Origin of the sequence: Ancylobacter rudongensis (assembly GCF_900100155.1) — a bacterium.
GTDB lineage: Bacteria > Pseudomonadota > Alphaproteobacteria > Rhizobiales > Xanthobacteraceae > Ancylobacter > Ancylobacter rudongensis.
The window spans coordinates 293,270-308,974 of record NZ_FMTP01000004.1; the positions used below are offsets into that span (position 1 = coordinate 293,270).

Consider the following 15,705-nt stretch of genomic DNA (forward strand, 5'->3'; position numbering starts at 1 on the left):
CGATGTGATGCCGTCGGGGATGACCGGGCCGGTGGCGCGGCTAAAGTCGGTCCGACGCCACACGGATTCGGCGGCGCCCCAAGGGCCGGCCGCCCCACGCATGGAGAACTGCCTATGTCCGAAACCACCGACTACACGCCGCCCAAGGTATGGACCTGGAACAAGGCCAATGGCGGCGCCTTCGCCAACATCAACCGCCCCATCGCCGGGCCGACGCATGAGAAGGAACTGCCCGTCGGCACGCACCCGCTCCAGCTCTATTCGCTCGGCACGCCGAACGGGCAGAAGGTGACGATCCTGCTGGAGGAACTGCTCGCCGCCGGCCATATGGGCGCGGAATATGACGCCTGGCTGATCAAGATCGGCGAGGGCGACCAGTTCGGCTCCGGCTTCGTCGAGGTCAACCCGAACTCGAAGATCCCGGCGCTGATGGACCGCTCGGGCGCGACGCCGGTCCGGGTGTTCGAATCCGGCGCCATCCTGCTTTATCTCGCGGAAAAGTTTGGCGCCTTCCTCCCCGCCGACCCGGCCAAGCGCGCCGAGTGCCTGTCCTGGCTGTTCTGGCAGATGGGCAGCGCGCCCTATCTCGGCGGCGGCTTCGGCCATTTCTATGCCTATGCGCCTGTTAAGATCGAATACGCCATCGACCGTTTCGCCATGGAGGCCAAGCGCCAGCTTGATGTGCTGGACCGGCGGCTGGCGGAGAGCCGCTATCTCGCCGGCGACGACTACACCATCGCGGATATCGCGGTGCTGCCCTGGTATGGCGCGGTGGTGAAGGGCTGGACCTACGGCGATGCCGGCACGTTCCTCTCCGCCCATGAATACACCAACGTGCTGCGCTGGGCCGACGAGTTGTTCGCCCGGCCGGCGGTGAAGCGCGGGCGCATGGTCAACCGCATGACCGGCGAGCTTTCCGAACAGCTGCGCGAGCGGCACGACGCGCGCGATTTCGACACGCGCACGCAGGACAAACTTGAGGGCTGACAAGTTGGAAGCGGCCGGCTAGAGGCCCGCAAACGAAAAAGGGCGCCCCGCGCGGGGCGCCCTTGCTCTCCATGGGGCAGCGTCAGGCGCACAGGCGCGTGAGCTCGCGGATATCGCCCAGCTGCTCCAGCCGGCGCACCGTCTCGACGATGGATTCGGTCTTGGCCTTGTCCCAGCGGGCGAATTCGGCGCAGCCGCGGAACTTGTCGGCGGCCTCGTCATAGGTCATCGGGTTGGCTGGGCTGCCCTTGCCGAAGTCGGAGCGGCCGGAGATGGTGCGGCCGTCCTTCATGTGGATGTCGATGATGGTGGTCATCTTGTCGTAGCCGGCGGCTTCCGCCTCCGGGTGGACATGGAAATTCACCCGCTCGATCATCGCCTTCACGTCGTCCCGCTCCACCGTCTCGTCGGTGAATTCCGGCAGGCTGCCGCGCCCGTCGAGCAGCAGGATCGCCATGCAGAATTCCATCGAGAACTTGGCCTGAAGCTCGTTCTTCGGGCGGTGATGGATCAGCGCGTTCGGCATGTTCTGGTTGGTGCCGACATCGACCCGCTCCACATCGCCGGCCTTGATCCCGTGTTCACGGATCAGCTCCAGCATCTTGGTCATGCCGGGATGGGTGAGCGAGCCCGACGGATGCGGCTTGATCGAGACGCCGGGGAACGCAAAGGTCCAGGGCTGGCCGAGCTTGCCGACAATGGCGGTGGGATCGAAGCCGCCGCCCGCCGCCTGGAAGAATCCGCGCGGCGCTTCCAGGATCTTGTCGGTGGTGGTCCAGCCCAGCGCGGCGAAATCCGCCGCCACCACGCCGCTCTCCGACGAGCGGCCGGCGTGGAAGGGCTTCATCATGGTGCCGAAATTCTCCCGCAGCCCGGCCGACTGGCTGCCGGCGCAGCCGAAGGCGCGCACCATCTGCTCGACATTCAGCCCCTTGAGCTTGCCGGCGGCGGCGGCGGCGGCATAGGTGCCGCAGGTCGCGGTGGCATGGAAGCCGTGCTGATAGTGGCGCGGGTTGATGGCCTCGGCGATCTTGCACTCCACCTCGACGCCGAGGTGATAGGCCAGCATCATCTCCGGGCCGGACGTGCCGGCGGCCTCGGCGACGGCGAGCGCCGCCGGCAGGGCCGGAGCGGTGGGGTGGGTGAGCAGGCCGTAGACCCGGTCCTTGCCGACGGCGAGCTGGGTGTCGTCATAATCATCGGCATGGATGCCGACGCCATTGGCGAAGGCGGCAAAGCGCGGCGGCACCTTCAGCGACGTGCCGATGACGGTGGCCGGCCCTTCCTGGATGCCGAGGCCCTTGAGATAGGCCTGGATGTGCTCGCCGCTTTTCGCCACAGAGCCGGAGAGGGCGAGGCCGATGCCGTCGAGGATCGACTTCTTGCCGAGTTCGACCACCTCGGCCGGCAGGTCGGCATAGGAAGTGCCGACGACGAATTCCGCCACCTGCTGGGTGAGGCCCTCGACGATGGGCTGGGCCTGGGCGGGGTTGGTCTGGTGCAGCGTCATGGGGCGTTTCCTTAGGGCTCGTTGGGCGGTGGTCAGGCCGCCGAGGCGCCGGCCGAAGAGGGCAGGGCGCCGATGATGGCGTCGGTCAGTTCGTGGGTGCCGGCGGTGCCGCCGAGGTCGCGGGTGAGGCTGTCGCGGCGGGCGAGCACTTCCTCGATCGCCTGCTCGATGGCATGGGCGGTGGCTTCCTCGCCGAGATGGCGCAGCATCATCGCCCCCGACCAGATCTGGCCGATGGGGTTGGCGACGCCCTTGCCGGCAATGTCAGGCGCCGAGCCGTGCACCGGCTCGAACATGGAGGGGTAGTCCTTCTCGGGATTGATGTTGCCGCCCGGCGCGATGCCGATGGAGCCGACCACGGCCGGGCCGAGATCGGACAGGATGTCGCCGAACAGGTTCGAGGCGACCACCACGTCGAACCAGTCCGGGTTGCGGACGAAATGCGCGGTGAGAATGTCGATGTGGAACTGATCGGTGGTGAAGCCGGGATATTCCTTCGAGATCGCGGCGAAGCGCTCGTCCCAATACGGCATGGTGTGGCTGATGCCGTTCGACTTGGTGGCCGAGGTGACGTGCTGCTTGCGGCCGTTGGCCAGCTCGAAGGCATAGCGCATCACCCGGTCGCAGCCGCGGCGGGTGAAGATGGACTGCTGCATCACCAGCTCGTCCTCCAGCCCCTCATAGAGCCGGCCGCCAATGGAGGAATACTCGCCCTCATTGTTCTCGCGCACGACATAGAAGTCGATCGAGCCGGCCTCGCGGCCCTTGAGCGGGCTTTCGACGCCTTTGAGCAGCTTCACCGGGCGCAGATTCACATATTGGTGGAAGCTGCGGCGGATCGGGATCAGCAGGCCCCAGAGCGAGACATGGTCCGGCACGCCGGGAAAGCCGACGGCGCCGAGAAAGATCGCATCCTTGTGCCGGATCTGGGCGAGGCCGTCGGCCGGCATCATCGCGCCGGTCTTGGCAAAGCGCTCGCAGCTCCAGTCGTAATGGCTCCAATCGAAGGAGAAGCCGCCGATCCGGCTCGCCGCCTCCAGAACCCGCTGCGCCTCCGGCACCACCTCCTTGCCGATCCCGTCGCCGGGAATGACCGCTATGGAATAGGTCGTCATGCAAACTCCTGGATATCGGCGGCGGCACCGCGACGCTTTCCAGGGCAGACTGTTCAATGAACCGACAACTGTCAACAATTAATGCCGACGAAGGCCAGCGTCCAGACAGCCGCGTTCCGCCGCTCAGGTCCATCTCGTCAGTCCACAATGCCGATGAATAAAGGGTTCGTAGCTCTCTCTCTGGCGGTAATTGGGAGCTGGCGGGGCAGTGGCTGCCGGTGACGCATGAGGCGAATATCGTCTCTTTAGTCCATCATTGTTGACAATCTGCGATTATGTGGGCCAGATGACGCCATGCTCCGCCCCGCCGCAAACCCCGCCCGCACCCCGCGCACCGCCTCCTTCGTGCCGCTGATCCAGCGCGAGATCGAGCGGATGATCGGCACCGGCGAACTCACCGGCGGCACCCGCATCAATGAGAGCACGCTGGCGCTGCGGCTCGGCATCAGCCGGGGCCCGGTGCGCGAGGCCTGCCGGGCGCTGGAACAGATCGGCCTGCTGCGCAGCGAACTCAATCGCGGCTTCTTCGTGCGCGAGGTCTCCACCAAGGAGGCGCTCGACCTCTACGACATCCGCGCCGGCCTGTTCGGCACCGCCGGGCGGCTCGCGGCCGCCATCATCACCACGGTGCAGCTGCGGGGGCTGGGAGAGCTGATCGCGCAGATGGACGCGGCGATCGAGGCACCCGACATCGCCACCTTCTACACGCTGAACAACGAGTTCCACCGCCAGGTCGTCGTCGCCTCCGACAATGACAAGCTGATCGAGCTGTACCCGCTGCTGGAGGCGGAACTGCATCTGTTCCGCCGGCGGGGCCTGGTGCTGCCGGGCTCGATGCGCACCTCCAATGACGAGCACAAGGCGATCCTCGACGCGCTGCGCCAGAGCGACGGCACTGGCGCCGCCCGCCTGCTGGAGCGGCACATCCTCGCCGGCAAGGCGCGCTTCCTGCGCACGCTGGAGGATGACAGCGCCACCGAGGCGCGGCCCGGCCCGCTCGATCCCCGCCATTCACGTTCCAAGGACAGGTAGTTCGATGACCGCGCACCCGCTTCCCATCCTCGCCCTCACGCCCGGCGACTGCACCGGCATCGGCCCGGAACAGACCGCCCGCCTGCTCAGCCAGGGCGGGCTTGAGCATGTGGCGCGGCTGGTGGTGGTCGGCGATGCCCGCGTGCTTGATATGGGCGCCCGCCATGCCGGGGTGGCTCTGTCGTTCCAGCGTTACGACTCACCCGGCGCGGTGGACTGGAGCGCGCCCGGTATTCCGCTGGTGGATCTCGGCAACACCGACCCCGACCTGTTCCCGCTGGGCGTCGCCAACCCCGAGTCCGGCCGGCTGACCGGCGACACGCTGGCCCGCGCCATCGACTTCGCCAAGGCGGGGGAGGTGGACGGCGTGTGCTTCGCCCCGCTGAACAAGCAGGCGATGTTCAAAGGGGGCTGGCGCTTCCCGGACGAGCACAAGATGTTCGCCCATCTGCTCGACCACAAAGGCCCGTTCAGCGAGATGAACGTGCTGGAGGGCCAGTGGATGACGCGCGTCACCTCGCATGTCTCGCTGCGCACGGCGCTGGACCAGGTGACGTTCGAGAGCGTGTGCGGCGCGCTACGCCTCGCCGACGAGACCATGCGCAAGGCCGGCATCGACCGCCCCCGCATCGCGGTGGCGGCGCTCAACCCGCATGGCGGCGAGGGCGGGCTGTTCGGCACCGAGGAAATCGACATCATCCGGCCGGCGGTCGAGGCGATGGCACGCGAGGGCATCGCCTGCGAAGGGCCCTATCCGTCCGACACCGTTTATCTCAAAGCGTTCGCCGGCGCCTATGACAGCGTGCTGGCGATGTATCACGACCAGGGCCAGATCGCGACCAAGCTCAAGGGCTTCAACAAGGGCGTGACCATCACAGCCGGGTTGGAGGTGGTGTTCACCACCCCGGCGCATGGCACGGCGTTCGATATCGTCGGCAAGGGCGTGGCCGATATCGGCGCCTTCCAGTCCGCCATCCGCCTCGCCGCCCGCGTCGCTGCGCGAAAGATCGAGGCCCGCGCCGCCGCGTGAGGCGCGCGCTTACGGATTCCCTCTCCCCGACGGGGAGAGGGAGCGCGACCGCCGCGAGGCGCCGGCGCCGTCAGTCGTTGCGGGCGTGGCCGTCGACGGCGGCGATGAGCCGACGCTTGGCCAGCGCCACATGGCGCCAATGCGTCACCTGCGCCCGTTCGCCATCGCCGGAAGCCAGCGCCTCAAGCATCGCCCGGTGCTCGCGGTTCGATACGGCGAGGCCGCCGCCCTGCACCAGCGCGCGAGCGCGGAACAAATGCAGCTTGTTGACGAAGCGGTGGTATTCGGCGAGCAGCGTGCGGTTGCCGCAGGAGCTGACAATGAGGTTATGGAAGCCGAGATTGAGCGGGTAATAATCGTCGAAGCTGCCGCGCTCGGCCACCGCGTCCATCTCGTCGACCATGCGGGTCAGCTCGGCCAGCAGCCCGTCGGTCATGCGTTCGGCCAGCAGGCGACCCGCCTGGCCGAACAGCGCGGCGCGCACGTCATAGATCTCGATCGCGTCCTCGACTGACAGCCGCCGGACGAAGACGCCCCGGTTGCGCACTACCTCGACCAGCCCCTTCGCCTCAAGGCTGCGGGTGGCCTCGCGGATCGGGCCGCGGCTGGTGCCGAAGCGGTTCGAGAGGTGGATCTCGTTGATCCGAACCCCCGGCTCCAGCTCGCCTGTCAGAATGAGGCGCTCAAGTTCCTTTTCGAGCGCGCTCGTGAGGGAAACGCTCTTCACAACGGACAGGTCGCTCAAATGAGCGGAATCGCTGATGATGCTCATCCGTCAATTGTAAACAGTTTCGCGTTGGAAGGCTTCCAGTTTCTACGCGATGCGGCGGGTTGTGCCGGCTTCTGCGACACTTTGATGTTGAAGAGCGGCGATCACCGCCGCCGTCACGTCGCTGGTGCCGGCCGTGCCGCCGAGATCCGGGGTCAGGGCTGTGCCCTCGGCCGTCACCTGCTCGATGGCAGCCATCAGCCGCGCGGCGGCGTCCACCTCGCCCAGATGCTCCAGCATCATCACCGCGCTCCAGAACGCGCCGATCGGGTTGGCGATGCCCTTGCCGATCAGATCGAAGCCGGAGCCGTGGATCGGCTCGAACATGGAAGGCGTTGAGCGGTCCGGCGCCAGATTGGCGGTGGCGCCGATGCCGAGGCTCCCGCTCAGCGCCGAGGCAAGGTCGGAGAGCACATCGGCGTGCAGGTTGGTGGCGAGCACCGTGTCCACCGTGCCCGGCCGCAGCACGAGGCGCATGGTCATGGCGTCGACCAGCATCCAGTCGACATCCAACTCGGGGAAGTCCTTGATCACGCCCTTGCACACCTCGTCCCACAGCACCATGCCGTGGCGCTGGGCGTTCGACTTGGTGACGATGGTGAGTTTCTTGCGCGGGCGCGATAGGGCGAGTTCGCAGGCGAAGCGGCAGACGCGCTCGATGCCGGTGCGGGTGAACACCGAAACGTCGATGCCGACCTCGATCGGCAGGCCGCGATGCGCCCGCCCGCCGGCGCCGGCATATTCGCCCTCGCTGTTTTCACGCACGATCACCCAGTCGATCTCGCGGCCCAACTCGGGCCGCAGCGGGCCGGTGATGTTCGGCAGGAGGCGCGAGGGGCGGACATTGGCGTATTGGTCGAGCCCCTGGCAGATGGCGAGGCGCAGTTCCCACAGGGTGATGTGGTCGGGAATCTCAGGATCGCCGACGGCGCCGAAATAGATGGCGTCGAAGCCGCGCAGCGTGTCGACGCCATCCGCCGGCATCATCGTGCCCGTGCGTCGGTAGCGGTCGGAGCCCCAGTCGAAGCTCTCGAAATCGAAGCCGAAGCCGCCATCGCTGGCAGCCAGCGCGTCGAGCACCTCGCGGCCGGCATTGATGACGTCGGAGCCGATGCCGTCTCCGGGAATGAGCGCGATTTTATGCCGGCGCATGAGCGTTCTCCATAAAGGCGATAATGGCGGCGACCATGTCCGCCTGGGTGCCGCTGCCGCGAATGTCGGGGGTGCGGGTGGCGGGGTCGGCCAGCGCTGCGTCGATGCCGGCCTTCATCAGCGCAGCTGCCTCGCCCGCGGCGGCAATGCCGCGACGGCGGCCGAGCCATTCGATCAGCATCCTTGTCGATTCAATCATCGCATAGGGGTTGGCGAGGCCCTTGCCGGCAATGTCCGGGGCCGAGCCGTGGGTGGCCTGCGCCATGGCGATCTCGCCGCGGCCGATGCACAGGCCCGGCGCCATGCCGAGCCCGCCGACGAGGCCGGCCGCCTCGTCGGTGAGAATGTCGCCGAACATGTTGGTGGTGACGACGACATCGAAGCGCTGCGGCTCGCGCACCAGCTTCATGGCGAAGGTGTCGACGATGACTTCCTCGATGGCGACATCGGGGAATTCCTTGCCGGCCTCGTAGCACTCTTCCACGAACATGCCGCAGCCGAGCTTGAACACGGTGTTCTTGTGCACCACCGTGAGCCGCTTCTTGCGCGCCCGGGCGATCTCGAAGGCGGCGCGTGCGACCTTGCGGCTGCCCTCGCGGGTGATGACGCGGACCGAGATGGTGGTGTCGTGCGTCGGGCGGAACTCGCCGCAGCCGGCGACCACGTTGCGGTCCGGCTGGAAGCCCTCATTGTTCTCGCGCACGATCACGAGGTCGATGTCGTCATAGAGGCACCCCAACCCCGGATAGGAGCGGGTGGGGCGCACATTGGCGAACAGGTCGAAGCTCTTGCGCAGGATCGGGTGCGGGTTGATCGCCTCCGGCACCTTCGGATAGGCCTGATGGCCGATCGGGCCGAGGATGAAGCCGTCGAGCGTGCCGAGCGTCTCCAGCGTGCCGGGCGGCATGGTGTGGCCGAGTTCTTCCAGCGCCTTGCGGCCGAGCGGCATCGGGCGCCACTCGACGGCGAGGCCGCAGGCCTGCGCCGCCGCAGCGGCGATGGCATGGGCGGCGGGGACGATCTCATGGCCGATATCGTCGCCATTGAGAACACCGATGCGCAGAGGTGGGTGCGTGGTCACGGTGCTCACTCCGCCGCGTCGCGCAGGCCGGCCGGCACCGAAGCGCGGGCGATCTCGCCGACATCGCCCAGTTCCGGCAGGCGCCAGCACAGGGCCATCAGCCGCTCGGTCACCTCGTCGCCGACGACAAGGGCCGACTGGTGGGCGAATTTGCGCGCGAGGTGCTCGTTGCTCAGCGGCTTGTCATGGCTGCCGATGGCGCGGTCGATGATCTTCTCGATCACGCGCCCGTCCTCGAACTGCACCTCGATCTCCACCGAGGCCTCGTGGATCGCGGTATCGGAGGTGGCGTCGACCTTGTCGCGCAGGGCAATGATCTCCGGCGCGTTGGCGGCTTCGTCGGTAAAGGCGGTGGGCGAGCCGTCGCCGCGCAGCAGGGCGCAGGCGGCGGCGTGGAAGACGCTGAACTTGGTCTCAAGCCCGGTCTTCGGCGTGCGCTTGCCGGTGAGTTCCAGCACCAGCGGATGGGTGCGCAGGCGCACGGCGGCGATGGCGTTCACCGCGTCGCCCAGCTCCTCGCGCAGCTGCTGGCAGCCGTCGATGGTGGGGTGGATGACGATGCCGCAGGCGAAGGGCTTGTAGGAGTTGAGCCCGGCTTCCCAGGTCTCGCCGAGCCCGCCGAGGATCTCGTTATAATCCTGCTTGGTGGAGAGCACATTGGCGAAGCCGCGCGGCGCCTCGATCGCCTGCAGCGAGCTGTCGAAGCCGGCCTTGGCGAGGAAGGCGGCGAGCGCGCCGTTGCGGGCGGCGGCGCCGGGGTGCAGGCTCTTGCACATGGTGCCGAACATTTCGCGCAGGCCCGAGGCCTGCGTCGCCGCAATGCCGAGCGCCCAGGTCATCTGGGTCTCATCCAGCTTCAGCATGTGGCCGACGGCGGCGGCGGCGCCGAACACGCCTGTGGTGCCGGTGATGTGCCAGCCGCGGTCGTAATGTTCGGGATAGACGCTGTTGCCGATGCGGCATTCCACCTCGACGCCGACGATCAGCGCGGCGAGGAAATCGGCGCCGGTCATCGGCTGATACTCCGCCGCCGCCAGCAGGGCGGAGGCGACCGGCCCGGCGGGGTGGATGATGGTTTTCAGATGGGTGTCGTCATAGTCGAGCACATGCGAGGAGATGCCGTTGATCAGCGCCGCGTTCGGCACGTCCAGCCGCTCGCCGCGCCCGAGCACGGTTGCCTGCGGCTTGCCGGCGAAGGGCGAGATGCCGGCCAGCGCCCGGTCCACCGTCTCGTGGCGGGCGCCGCCGACGGCGCAGCCCATCCAGTTGAAGAAGGTGCGCACGCCCTCCGTCTGTACCGAGGCGGGAATGTCGCCGAGCTTGCAGCCGACGATCCAGGCGGCGAGCTGGCGGGTGACGTCTTTCGTGGACATTCTGTTCTCCTTTAAACGAGGCCGCGCGCGATGCCGCCGTCGACATTGATGGATTGGCCGGTGATGTAGCTGGCGAGCGGGCTGGCGAGCCACGCGACCATGACCGCGATCTCCGCCGGCTCGGCGAAGCGCTTCAGCGGGATTTCTTCCGCGAATTCGGCGTAGATCGCTTCCACCGGCACGCCGCGCTCGGCGGCCATCTTGGTTGCGCGGTTGATCCAGAGCGCGGTCTTGGTGCGGCCGGGGCCGACCGCGTTGATGCGGATGCCCTTTTCGCCGAGCTCCAGCGCCAGCGTCTTGACGAGGCCGAGCAGGCCGGCCTTGTGGACATTGGTCATGATCTGGTGCGCGTAGGGCATCTTCGCCGCCGCCGCGCCCAGCGTGACCACGGCCGGCGTGTCGCCCGCCGCCAGCAGGGGCAATGCGGCGCGCACGGAGCGGACGGTGGAGAGCACGTTGAACTCATAGCTCGCGAGCCAGTCTTCGTCGCTCAGCGTGTCGAAATCCGCCCGCACGCTCCCGCCCACCGCGCTGACGAGAATGTCGAGCGCCCCCCAGCGCGTGCGCGCCTCGTCCATCAGTGCGATCGCCGAGGCGGCATCCTTCACCACATCGGCGACGAAGAGTTCGGGCGCGCGCCCGGTCGCCACTTCGAGGCGGGCGCGGGCGGCCTCCAGATTGTCGCGGCTGCGCGAGGCGATCAGCACCTGCGCGCCCTCGCGCAGCAGAATGGCGGCGGTGGCCTCGCCAATGCCGTAGCTGCCGCCGACGATGACGGCGCGGCGGCCGTCAAACCCCAGAATCATATTGGCTCCTCAGCACGAAGCGGTAGACGCGGAACACGATCAGGATGGTCGACGAGATCACCGCGATGCGGACGATGTGAAACGCCGTCACCAGCTCGGCATCGGCGTGCATCGCCTTGGCGGTGAGCACCATTTCGGTGATCGCCGCCGGGGCGAGGGCGAGGAAGCTGGTGGTGAGCGGCAGCCCGGTGGCGAGCGAGAGCGCTTCCGCCCCCAGCGCTGCGGCGAGGATGAGCAGCACCCCGATCAGCAGGCCGGAGGCGGCGACGCGCGGCAGCCGCACGAACAGGTCGCGGCGGAAGCGCAGGCTCAGCCAGACGCCGATCATCACCTGCGCCGCGATGATGAGGAGGCCCGGAACCGCGACATTGAGCAGGCCGGTCGCGCCCAATACGGCGCTCGGCAGCAGCGAGCCGAGCAGCCAGGGATTGGGAATGACCGTCGGGCGCAGCGCCTGTGCGCCGAGATAGGCGATGACGAGGCCGAGACCCAGCAGCAGCAAATCATGCGAGGCGGTGGGGTCGACCGTGTTGACGTTGCCGGTCTCGCCGAAGGCGAACACCATAAACGGCACGATGCTGACCACCGTCGTGACCCGCAGCGCGTGGACGATCGAGACCGCGTTCGTATCACCGCCCCGCGCGGCCGCCACCACCGCCATGTCGGCCATGCCGCCGGCGGCGGTGGCGAAGAAGGCGGTGGTGGGGTCGATACGCGCCAGTGGGCGCATGATGAGCGCGCCGATGAAGGTGGCAATGATGATGTAGAGCGTCGCCACCAGCATGGCCGGCAGCAGTTCCAGCGACACCAGCAGCAGATGCGGCGTGAAGCGCATGCCGATGGCGAGACCGACAATGACCTGCCCGATCTCGCGCAGATGCGGCCCGGCCTGCAAGGGCACGCCCGAAACATTCAGCAGGCCGCAGACGAAGAGCGGGCCGAGCATCCAGGGCAGGGGGACGTGCAGGCGCGAGGCGGCATAGCCGGCGGCGGCGGCGACGGCGTAGGTGCCGACAAGGCGCAGCCCGGCCATCCACCGCAACGCCCCCCGCTTGCCCGCCGGGTTGGGCGGTTCGGGACGCGCCGCCATCACCCGTTCGCCCGCCCGGCAGACGCCTGCCTCTGTGCCGTGACGGTCGCGATGAGGCGGGAGGTCGGCCTCCGGCGGTGGCGCGGGCGTTCGGACATGACGGCCTCCCCAAAGTGCCGCGACGGTTCGCATCGGCGCGGCGGTTTGTTGGCGCCTGTCTCGCAGCGGGCAGGTTGCCGCCGGCAGGGCATGCGGCGATAGAGACAGCTTGAATGAAAACTGTCAACAGATTGATGGGTCCTGCGCCGCCTCTCCACAGTCGACGGAAAAGGCGTGTGAAAGGGCTCACGCACGGTGTTTCGTTGATTCAAAGGTCAGAGCTGCCCCAAAGGAGCCGCCGGGCGACCGTCGCGTGGCGTCGCGAGCTATCCTTGCGGATACCGTATCTCGCGGCAAATGTGTTGACAGTTGACGGAGAGCGGGACAGTCTTCCCCAGCCTAATCCACACGGGCCGGCCGCTTCATGGCCGCCGGCCGAAGGACCCAGATGGAACGGCGGGAGGAAAACATGACAGATTTCACACGCAGAGATGCCTTCAAGATTTCGGCGGGCGGCCTCGCAGCGGTCTCCGGCATGGTCGCCATGCCATCCATCCTGCGCGCCGCGACCTATCCCTCGCGTCCGATCAATGTGATCGTGCCCTTCGCCACCGGCGGCTACAATGATCGCCTGTCCCGTGCCTTCATGCCGTATCTTGAGCAGGAGCTGGGCCAGCCCCTCGTCATCGTCAACAAGCCCGGCGCCGGCACCCAGCTCGGCAATTCCTATGCGCTGAACCAGCCGGCCGATGGCTACTCCATCCTGTGCACCTCGGCCGCGCCCTATATCCCGCTGACCGTGCTGCTGCAGAACGCGCCGTACAAGGTCGAGGACTTCTCGATGATCAACCTGCCGTCGCGTGACTACACGCTGGCGGCGACTTCGTCCGGCGGGCCGGTAAAGACCTTCGCCGAGGTGATCGAGAAGCTGAAGAAGGACCCGTCGAGCCTCAGCATCGGCGTGCAACCCGCTTCCGCCGACTATGCCAACATGGTGCTGGCCTTCCAGGCCGCCGGGGTCGATGCCAGCAAGCTGCGCATCGTCACCTATGATGGCGGCGGCCCGGCCCGCAACGCCACCGCCGGCGCCCAGGTCGATGTCGGCTTCGTCGGCGGCGAGGGCTTCCTGCCGCTGAAGTCGAAGGTCCGCCCGCTGGCCATTTTCGCCGCCGAGCAGGTGGACTGGTATCCCGACGCGCCGCTGATTGGCGCTACCCTCAAGACCGACTTCGTCGAAGGCTCGCAGCGCGGCTGGGCCGTTACCACCAAGCTGAAGAACGAGCAGCCGGAGATTTTCAAGATTCTCGTGGCGGCGGTCGAGAAGGCGAGCAAGAACCCGAAGGCGATCGAGACGCTGAAGCTGCAGGAACTGGCCACCACTTGGTACGGGCCGGATGCTTCCAACAAGGCCTATCTCGACAACGCCGCCAAGATGGCGAAATACGTCGATCTGCTGAAGTAGGCCGCATCAATGGAAGGCGGGCCGCCGGTGCGGCGCGCCCGCCTTCATTCTCCCTCCTCTGACGAATGGAGATGAAGATGCGTATCGGTCGGCACAGCTATGCCATCGACTATGGCCATCTCGCGCTCATCACGTTCATCGCGGCACTCGTCTTCTGGTATCTTCTCGATGCCCGCAGCGTGTCGCTGAGCGTGAACAATCTGCTTCTGGTGCAGCCGGTGGCGATCTTCGCGCTGGCGATGTACCTGTTCATCGTGCCGCAGTGCTTCCACAAGCTGGAGGCGCGCGAGGCGGCCAAGCCCACATCCGAGAACGACCCGTTCGCCGTGAGCCTGTCCACGGACCGTGCGGATGTGATCCGCATGGCGGCGCTCGGCGTGTCGCTCGGGCTGATGGTGTTCCTGCTCGATGTCATCGGCTTCGACATCGCCATCTTCCTGTTCGCCGCCGCGGCCATGGCCATTTGCGGCGAGCGGCGGCCGCTGCATCTGCTGTTCTTCTCGCTCGCCGTCACACTGGTCACGATCTACGGCTTCCGCGCCCTGATCTCCTATCCCATGCACACGACCCTGCTGTGAGGCGCGCCCGATGATCGACGTATCCGCCTTCAATGATGCCCTCGGCATCATGTTCACGTCGGTCGGGTCCTGGGGATGGATTGTCCCGGGCCTGATCGTCGGCCTCGTCTTCAGCGCCATTCCCGGCATTTCGATCACCATGGCGATGGCGATCGTGCTGCCAATGTCGCTCTACATGGATTTCTTCTCGGCCATCGTGTTCCTCACCTCGGTCTATACCGGGGCCGGGTTCGGCGGGTCGGTGCCGGCGATCCTGATGAACATACCGGGCTCGCCATCGTCTTTCGCGACCACCTTCGACGGCTATGCCATGTCGCAGAAGGGCGAGCACAACGAGGCGCTCGGCTATGCGCTGTTCGCTTCCACCCTGTGCGGCATCGCCGGCTATGTGCTGCTGCTCCTCGTCATCGAGCCGCTGGCCGACATCGTGCTACGGATCGGGCCGGTGGAAATGTTCGCGGTGGCGATCTGGGGCATGATGCTGCTGGGCTCGCTCGGCTCCACCTATATCAGCCGCGGTCTGCTGGCCGCTGCGCTGGGCATCCTGCTCGGCACGGTGGGCATGAACACCGCCGGCTTCACCCGCGGCACGCTGGGCCTGCCGGTGCTGCTCGACGGCATTGCGCCGATCCCGGCGATGATCGGCCTGCTGGCGGCGAGCCAGCTGCTCAGCCTCGCCAGCCGCGACTACATCATCGAGGCCGAGGGCTCGCGCGAGGTCAGCCTGCGCAAGATTCTCAAGGGCTGCTGGGGCACGCTGAAATATCCCGGTGTGCTGCTGCGCGGCTCGATCATCGGCATCATCATCGGTGCCGTGCCGGGCGTCGGCTCCTCCATCGGCAACCTCATCGCCTATGCCGAGACCAAGCGCACCGCCAAGGACAGCGCCACCTTCGGCAAGGGCAACCCGAAGGGCGTGATCGCGGCGGAATCGGCGGTGGCGAGCGGCGAGGGCGGCTCCATGGCCACCATGCTGGCGCTCGGCATTCCCGGCGGCGGCGCCACCGCGATCCTGATCGCGGCCTTCATGATGCACAACATCGTGCCCGGCCCGAGCTTCATCGAGACGCAGAAGCCGATGGTCTACGCCATCATCCTCAACAACATCGTCCAGGCGGTGGTGCTGCTGGCGGTGGGTATCGGCTTCATCTATGTCGCCTCCAACATCATGAAGGTGCGGACCCGCTACGTGCTGCCGGCGATCCTCGTCATCGCCACGCTGGGCACCTTCGCGGTGACCGGCGAGGCGGCCGGACCGATCACTTTGTTCGTGTTCGCTCTGCTCGGCTATGCCCTCAACCGCTACCAGTATCCGGTCTCGGCGGTGGTGGTCGGCATCCTGCTGGGCCGCATGCTGGAGACCGAGTTCCTGCGCTCCTACCAGCTCTCCGGCGGTAATCCGCTCTATATTCTGGAACGGCCCGGCGCGATGGCGATCTTCGCGGTCATGTTCGCCTCTCTCGCCATGACCGCCTGGGGCAAGCGCAAGCAGAACCGGGCGGAAGCGGCCGAGGCGCTCGCGATGCGGCAGATTCAGGAAGAAACCCGCGCCGCGCACACGACGCCCAGCAAGGGCTGAGCGTTCTTCTCCTATCGGCAGAACTCGGAGGGCGGGTGCGAACCCGCCCTTTTCGTTGTGCGATGCCCCGGCCTGCTGCCGGGCAAAGAAAACCCCTTCCGC

14 protein-coding genes are annotated in these 15,705 nt (G+C 67.1%); 6 read left to right on the forward strand and 8 right to left on the reverse strand.

The features are described 5' to 3' along the window. The first annotated feature begins 114 nt into the window (after nucleotides 1–114). The gene (gene yghU, locus BLO63_RS12605) at nucleotides 115–987 is read left to right on the forward strand and encodes a glutathione-dependent disulfide-bond oxidoreductase (RefSeq protein WP_091441018.1); all 873 of its coding nucleotides are present in this window, start codon (nucleotides 115–117) and stop codon (nucleotides 985–987) included. A gap of 82 nt (nucleotides 988–1,069) precedes the next feature. Here the strand turns inward: yghU and BLO63_RS12610 are convergent, their stop codons facing one another. Both BLO63_RS12610 and BLO63_RS12615 read right to left on the reverse strand, forming a co-directional pair. After that, complete coding sequence (locus BLO63_RS12610; protein ID WP_091441021.1) at nucleotides 1,070–2,497, reverse strand: MmgE/PrpD family protein; 1,428 nt, start codon at nucleotides 2,495–2,497, stop codon at nucleotides 1,070–1,072. Between the two features lie 32 nt (nucleotides 2,498–2,529). Further along, nucleotides 2,530–3,612, reverse strand: coding sequence for a tartrate dehydrogenase (locus tag BLO63_RS12615; protein ID WP_091441025.1), 1,083 nt, complete (start codon nucleotides 3,610–3,612; stop codon nucleotides 2,530–2,532). Between the two features lie 294 nt (nucleotides 3,613–3,906). Here BLO63_RS12615 and BLO63_RS12620 point away from each other — a divergent pair, with 294 nt between their 5' ends. Together BLO63_RS12620 and BLO63_RS12625 are read left to right on the forward strand one after the other, a co-directional pair. Then, nucleotides 3,907–4,644, forward strand: a complete 738-nt coding sequence (locus BLO63_RS12620; protein ID WP_091441028.1) for an FCD domain-containing protein — start codon at nucleotides 3,907–3,909, stop codon at nucleotides 4,642–4,644. A 4-nt stretch (nucleotides 4,645–4,648) separates the two neighbouring features. Further along, the gene (locus BLO63_RS12625) at nucleotides 4,649–5,674 is read left to right on the forward strand and encodes a PdxA family dehydrogenase (RefSeq protein WP_091441031.1); all 1,026 of its coding nucleotides are present in this window, start codon (nucleotides 4,649–4,651) and stop codon (nucleotides 5,672–5,674) included. A gap of 70 nt (nucleotides 5,675–5,744) precedes the next feature. Here the strand turns inward: BLO63_RS12625 and BLO63_RS12630 are convergent, their stop codons facing one another. From BLO63_RS12630 to BLO63_RS12655, 6 genes are all read right to left on the reverse strand, one after another. Next, nucleotides 5,745–6,419 (reverse strand): FCD domain-containing protein, encoded by a 675-nt coding sequence (locus BLO63_RS12630; protein ID WP_244517850.1) that lies wholly within the window; start codon nucleotides 6,417–6,419, stop codon nucleotides 5,745–5,747. A 69-nt stretch (nucleotides 6,420–6,488) separates the two neighbouring features. Next, complete coding sequence (locus BLO63_RS12635) at nucleotides 6,489–7,595, reverse strand: tartrate dehydrogenase (protein ID WP_091441035.1); 1,107 nt, start codon at nucleotides 7,593–7,595, stop codon at nucleotides 6,489–6,491. After that, nucleotides 7,582–8,676: an isocitrate/isopropylmalate dehydrogenase family protein gene (locus BLO63_RS12640; protein WP_091441038.1), complete on the reverse strand. Its 1,095-nt coding sequence runs from the start codon at nucleotides 8,674–8,676 to the stop codon at nucleotides 7,582–7,584. The genes BLO63_RS12635 and BLO63_RS12640 overlap by 14 nt, the downstream gene beginning before the upstream one ends. 5 nt (nucleotides 8,677–8,681) lie before the next feature. After that, nucleotides 8,682–10,049 carry an MmgE/PrpD family protein gene (locus BLO63_RS12645; RefSeq protein ID WP_091441041.1) on the reverse strand — a complete coding sequence of 456 codons (1,368 nt, stop codon included), beginning with the start codon at nucleotides 10,047–10,049 and terminating at the stop codon, nucleotides 8,682–8,684. 11 nt (nucleotides 10,050–10,060) lie between these two features. Then, complete coding sequence (locus BLO63_RS12650) at nucleotides 10,061–10,855, reverse strand: SDR family NAD(P)-dependent oxidoreductase (RefSeq protein ID WP_091441044.1); 795 nt, start codon at nucleotides 10,853–10,855, stop codon at nucleotides 10,061–10,063. Further along, nucleotides 10,839–11,945, reverse strand: a complete 1,107-nt coding sequence (locus tag BLO63_RS12655; RefSeq protein ID WP_244517851.1) for an AbrB family transcriptional regulator — start codon at nucleotides 11,943–11,945, stop codon at nucleotides 10,839–10,841. Before BLO63_RS12655 ends, BLO63_RS12650 begins: the two co-directional genes overlap by 17 nt. 508 nt (nucleotides 11,946–12,453) lie before the next feature. Between BLO63_RS12655 and BLO63_RS12660 the strand changes: the two genes are divergently transcribed. The 3 genes from BLO63_RS12660 (at nucleotide 12,454) to BLO63_RS12670 (ending at nucleotide 15,603) form a co-directional block, all read left to right on the forward strand. Continuing rightward, nucleotides 12,454–13,446 carry a tripartite tricarboxylate transporter substrate binding protein gene (locus tag BLO63_RS12660; protein ID WP_244517852.1) on the forward strand — a complete coding sequence of 331 codons (993 nt, stop codon included), beginning with the start codon at nucleotides 12,454–12,456 and terminating at the stop codon, nucleotides 13,444–13,446. A 77-nt stretch (nucleotides 13,447–13,523) separates the two neighbouring features. Then, nucleotides 13,524–14,024, forward strand: a complete 501-nt coding sequence (locus BLO63_RS12665; RefSeq protein ID WP_244517853.1) for a tripartite tricarboxylate transporter TctB family protein — start codon at nucleotides 13,524–13,526, stop codon at nucleotides 14,022–14,024. 10 nt (nucleotides 14,025–14,034) lie between these two features. Beyond that, entirely contained in the window at nucleotides 14,035–15,603 is a 1,569-nt protein-coding gene (locus BLO63_RS12670; protein WP_091441053.1) for a tripartite tricarboxylate transporter permease, read from the forward strand. Nucleotides 15,604–15,705 lie beyond the last annotated feature (102 nt).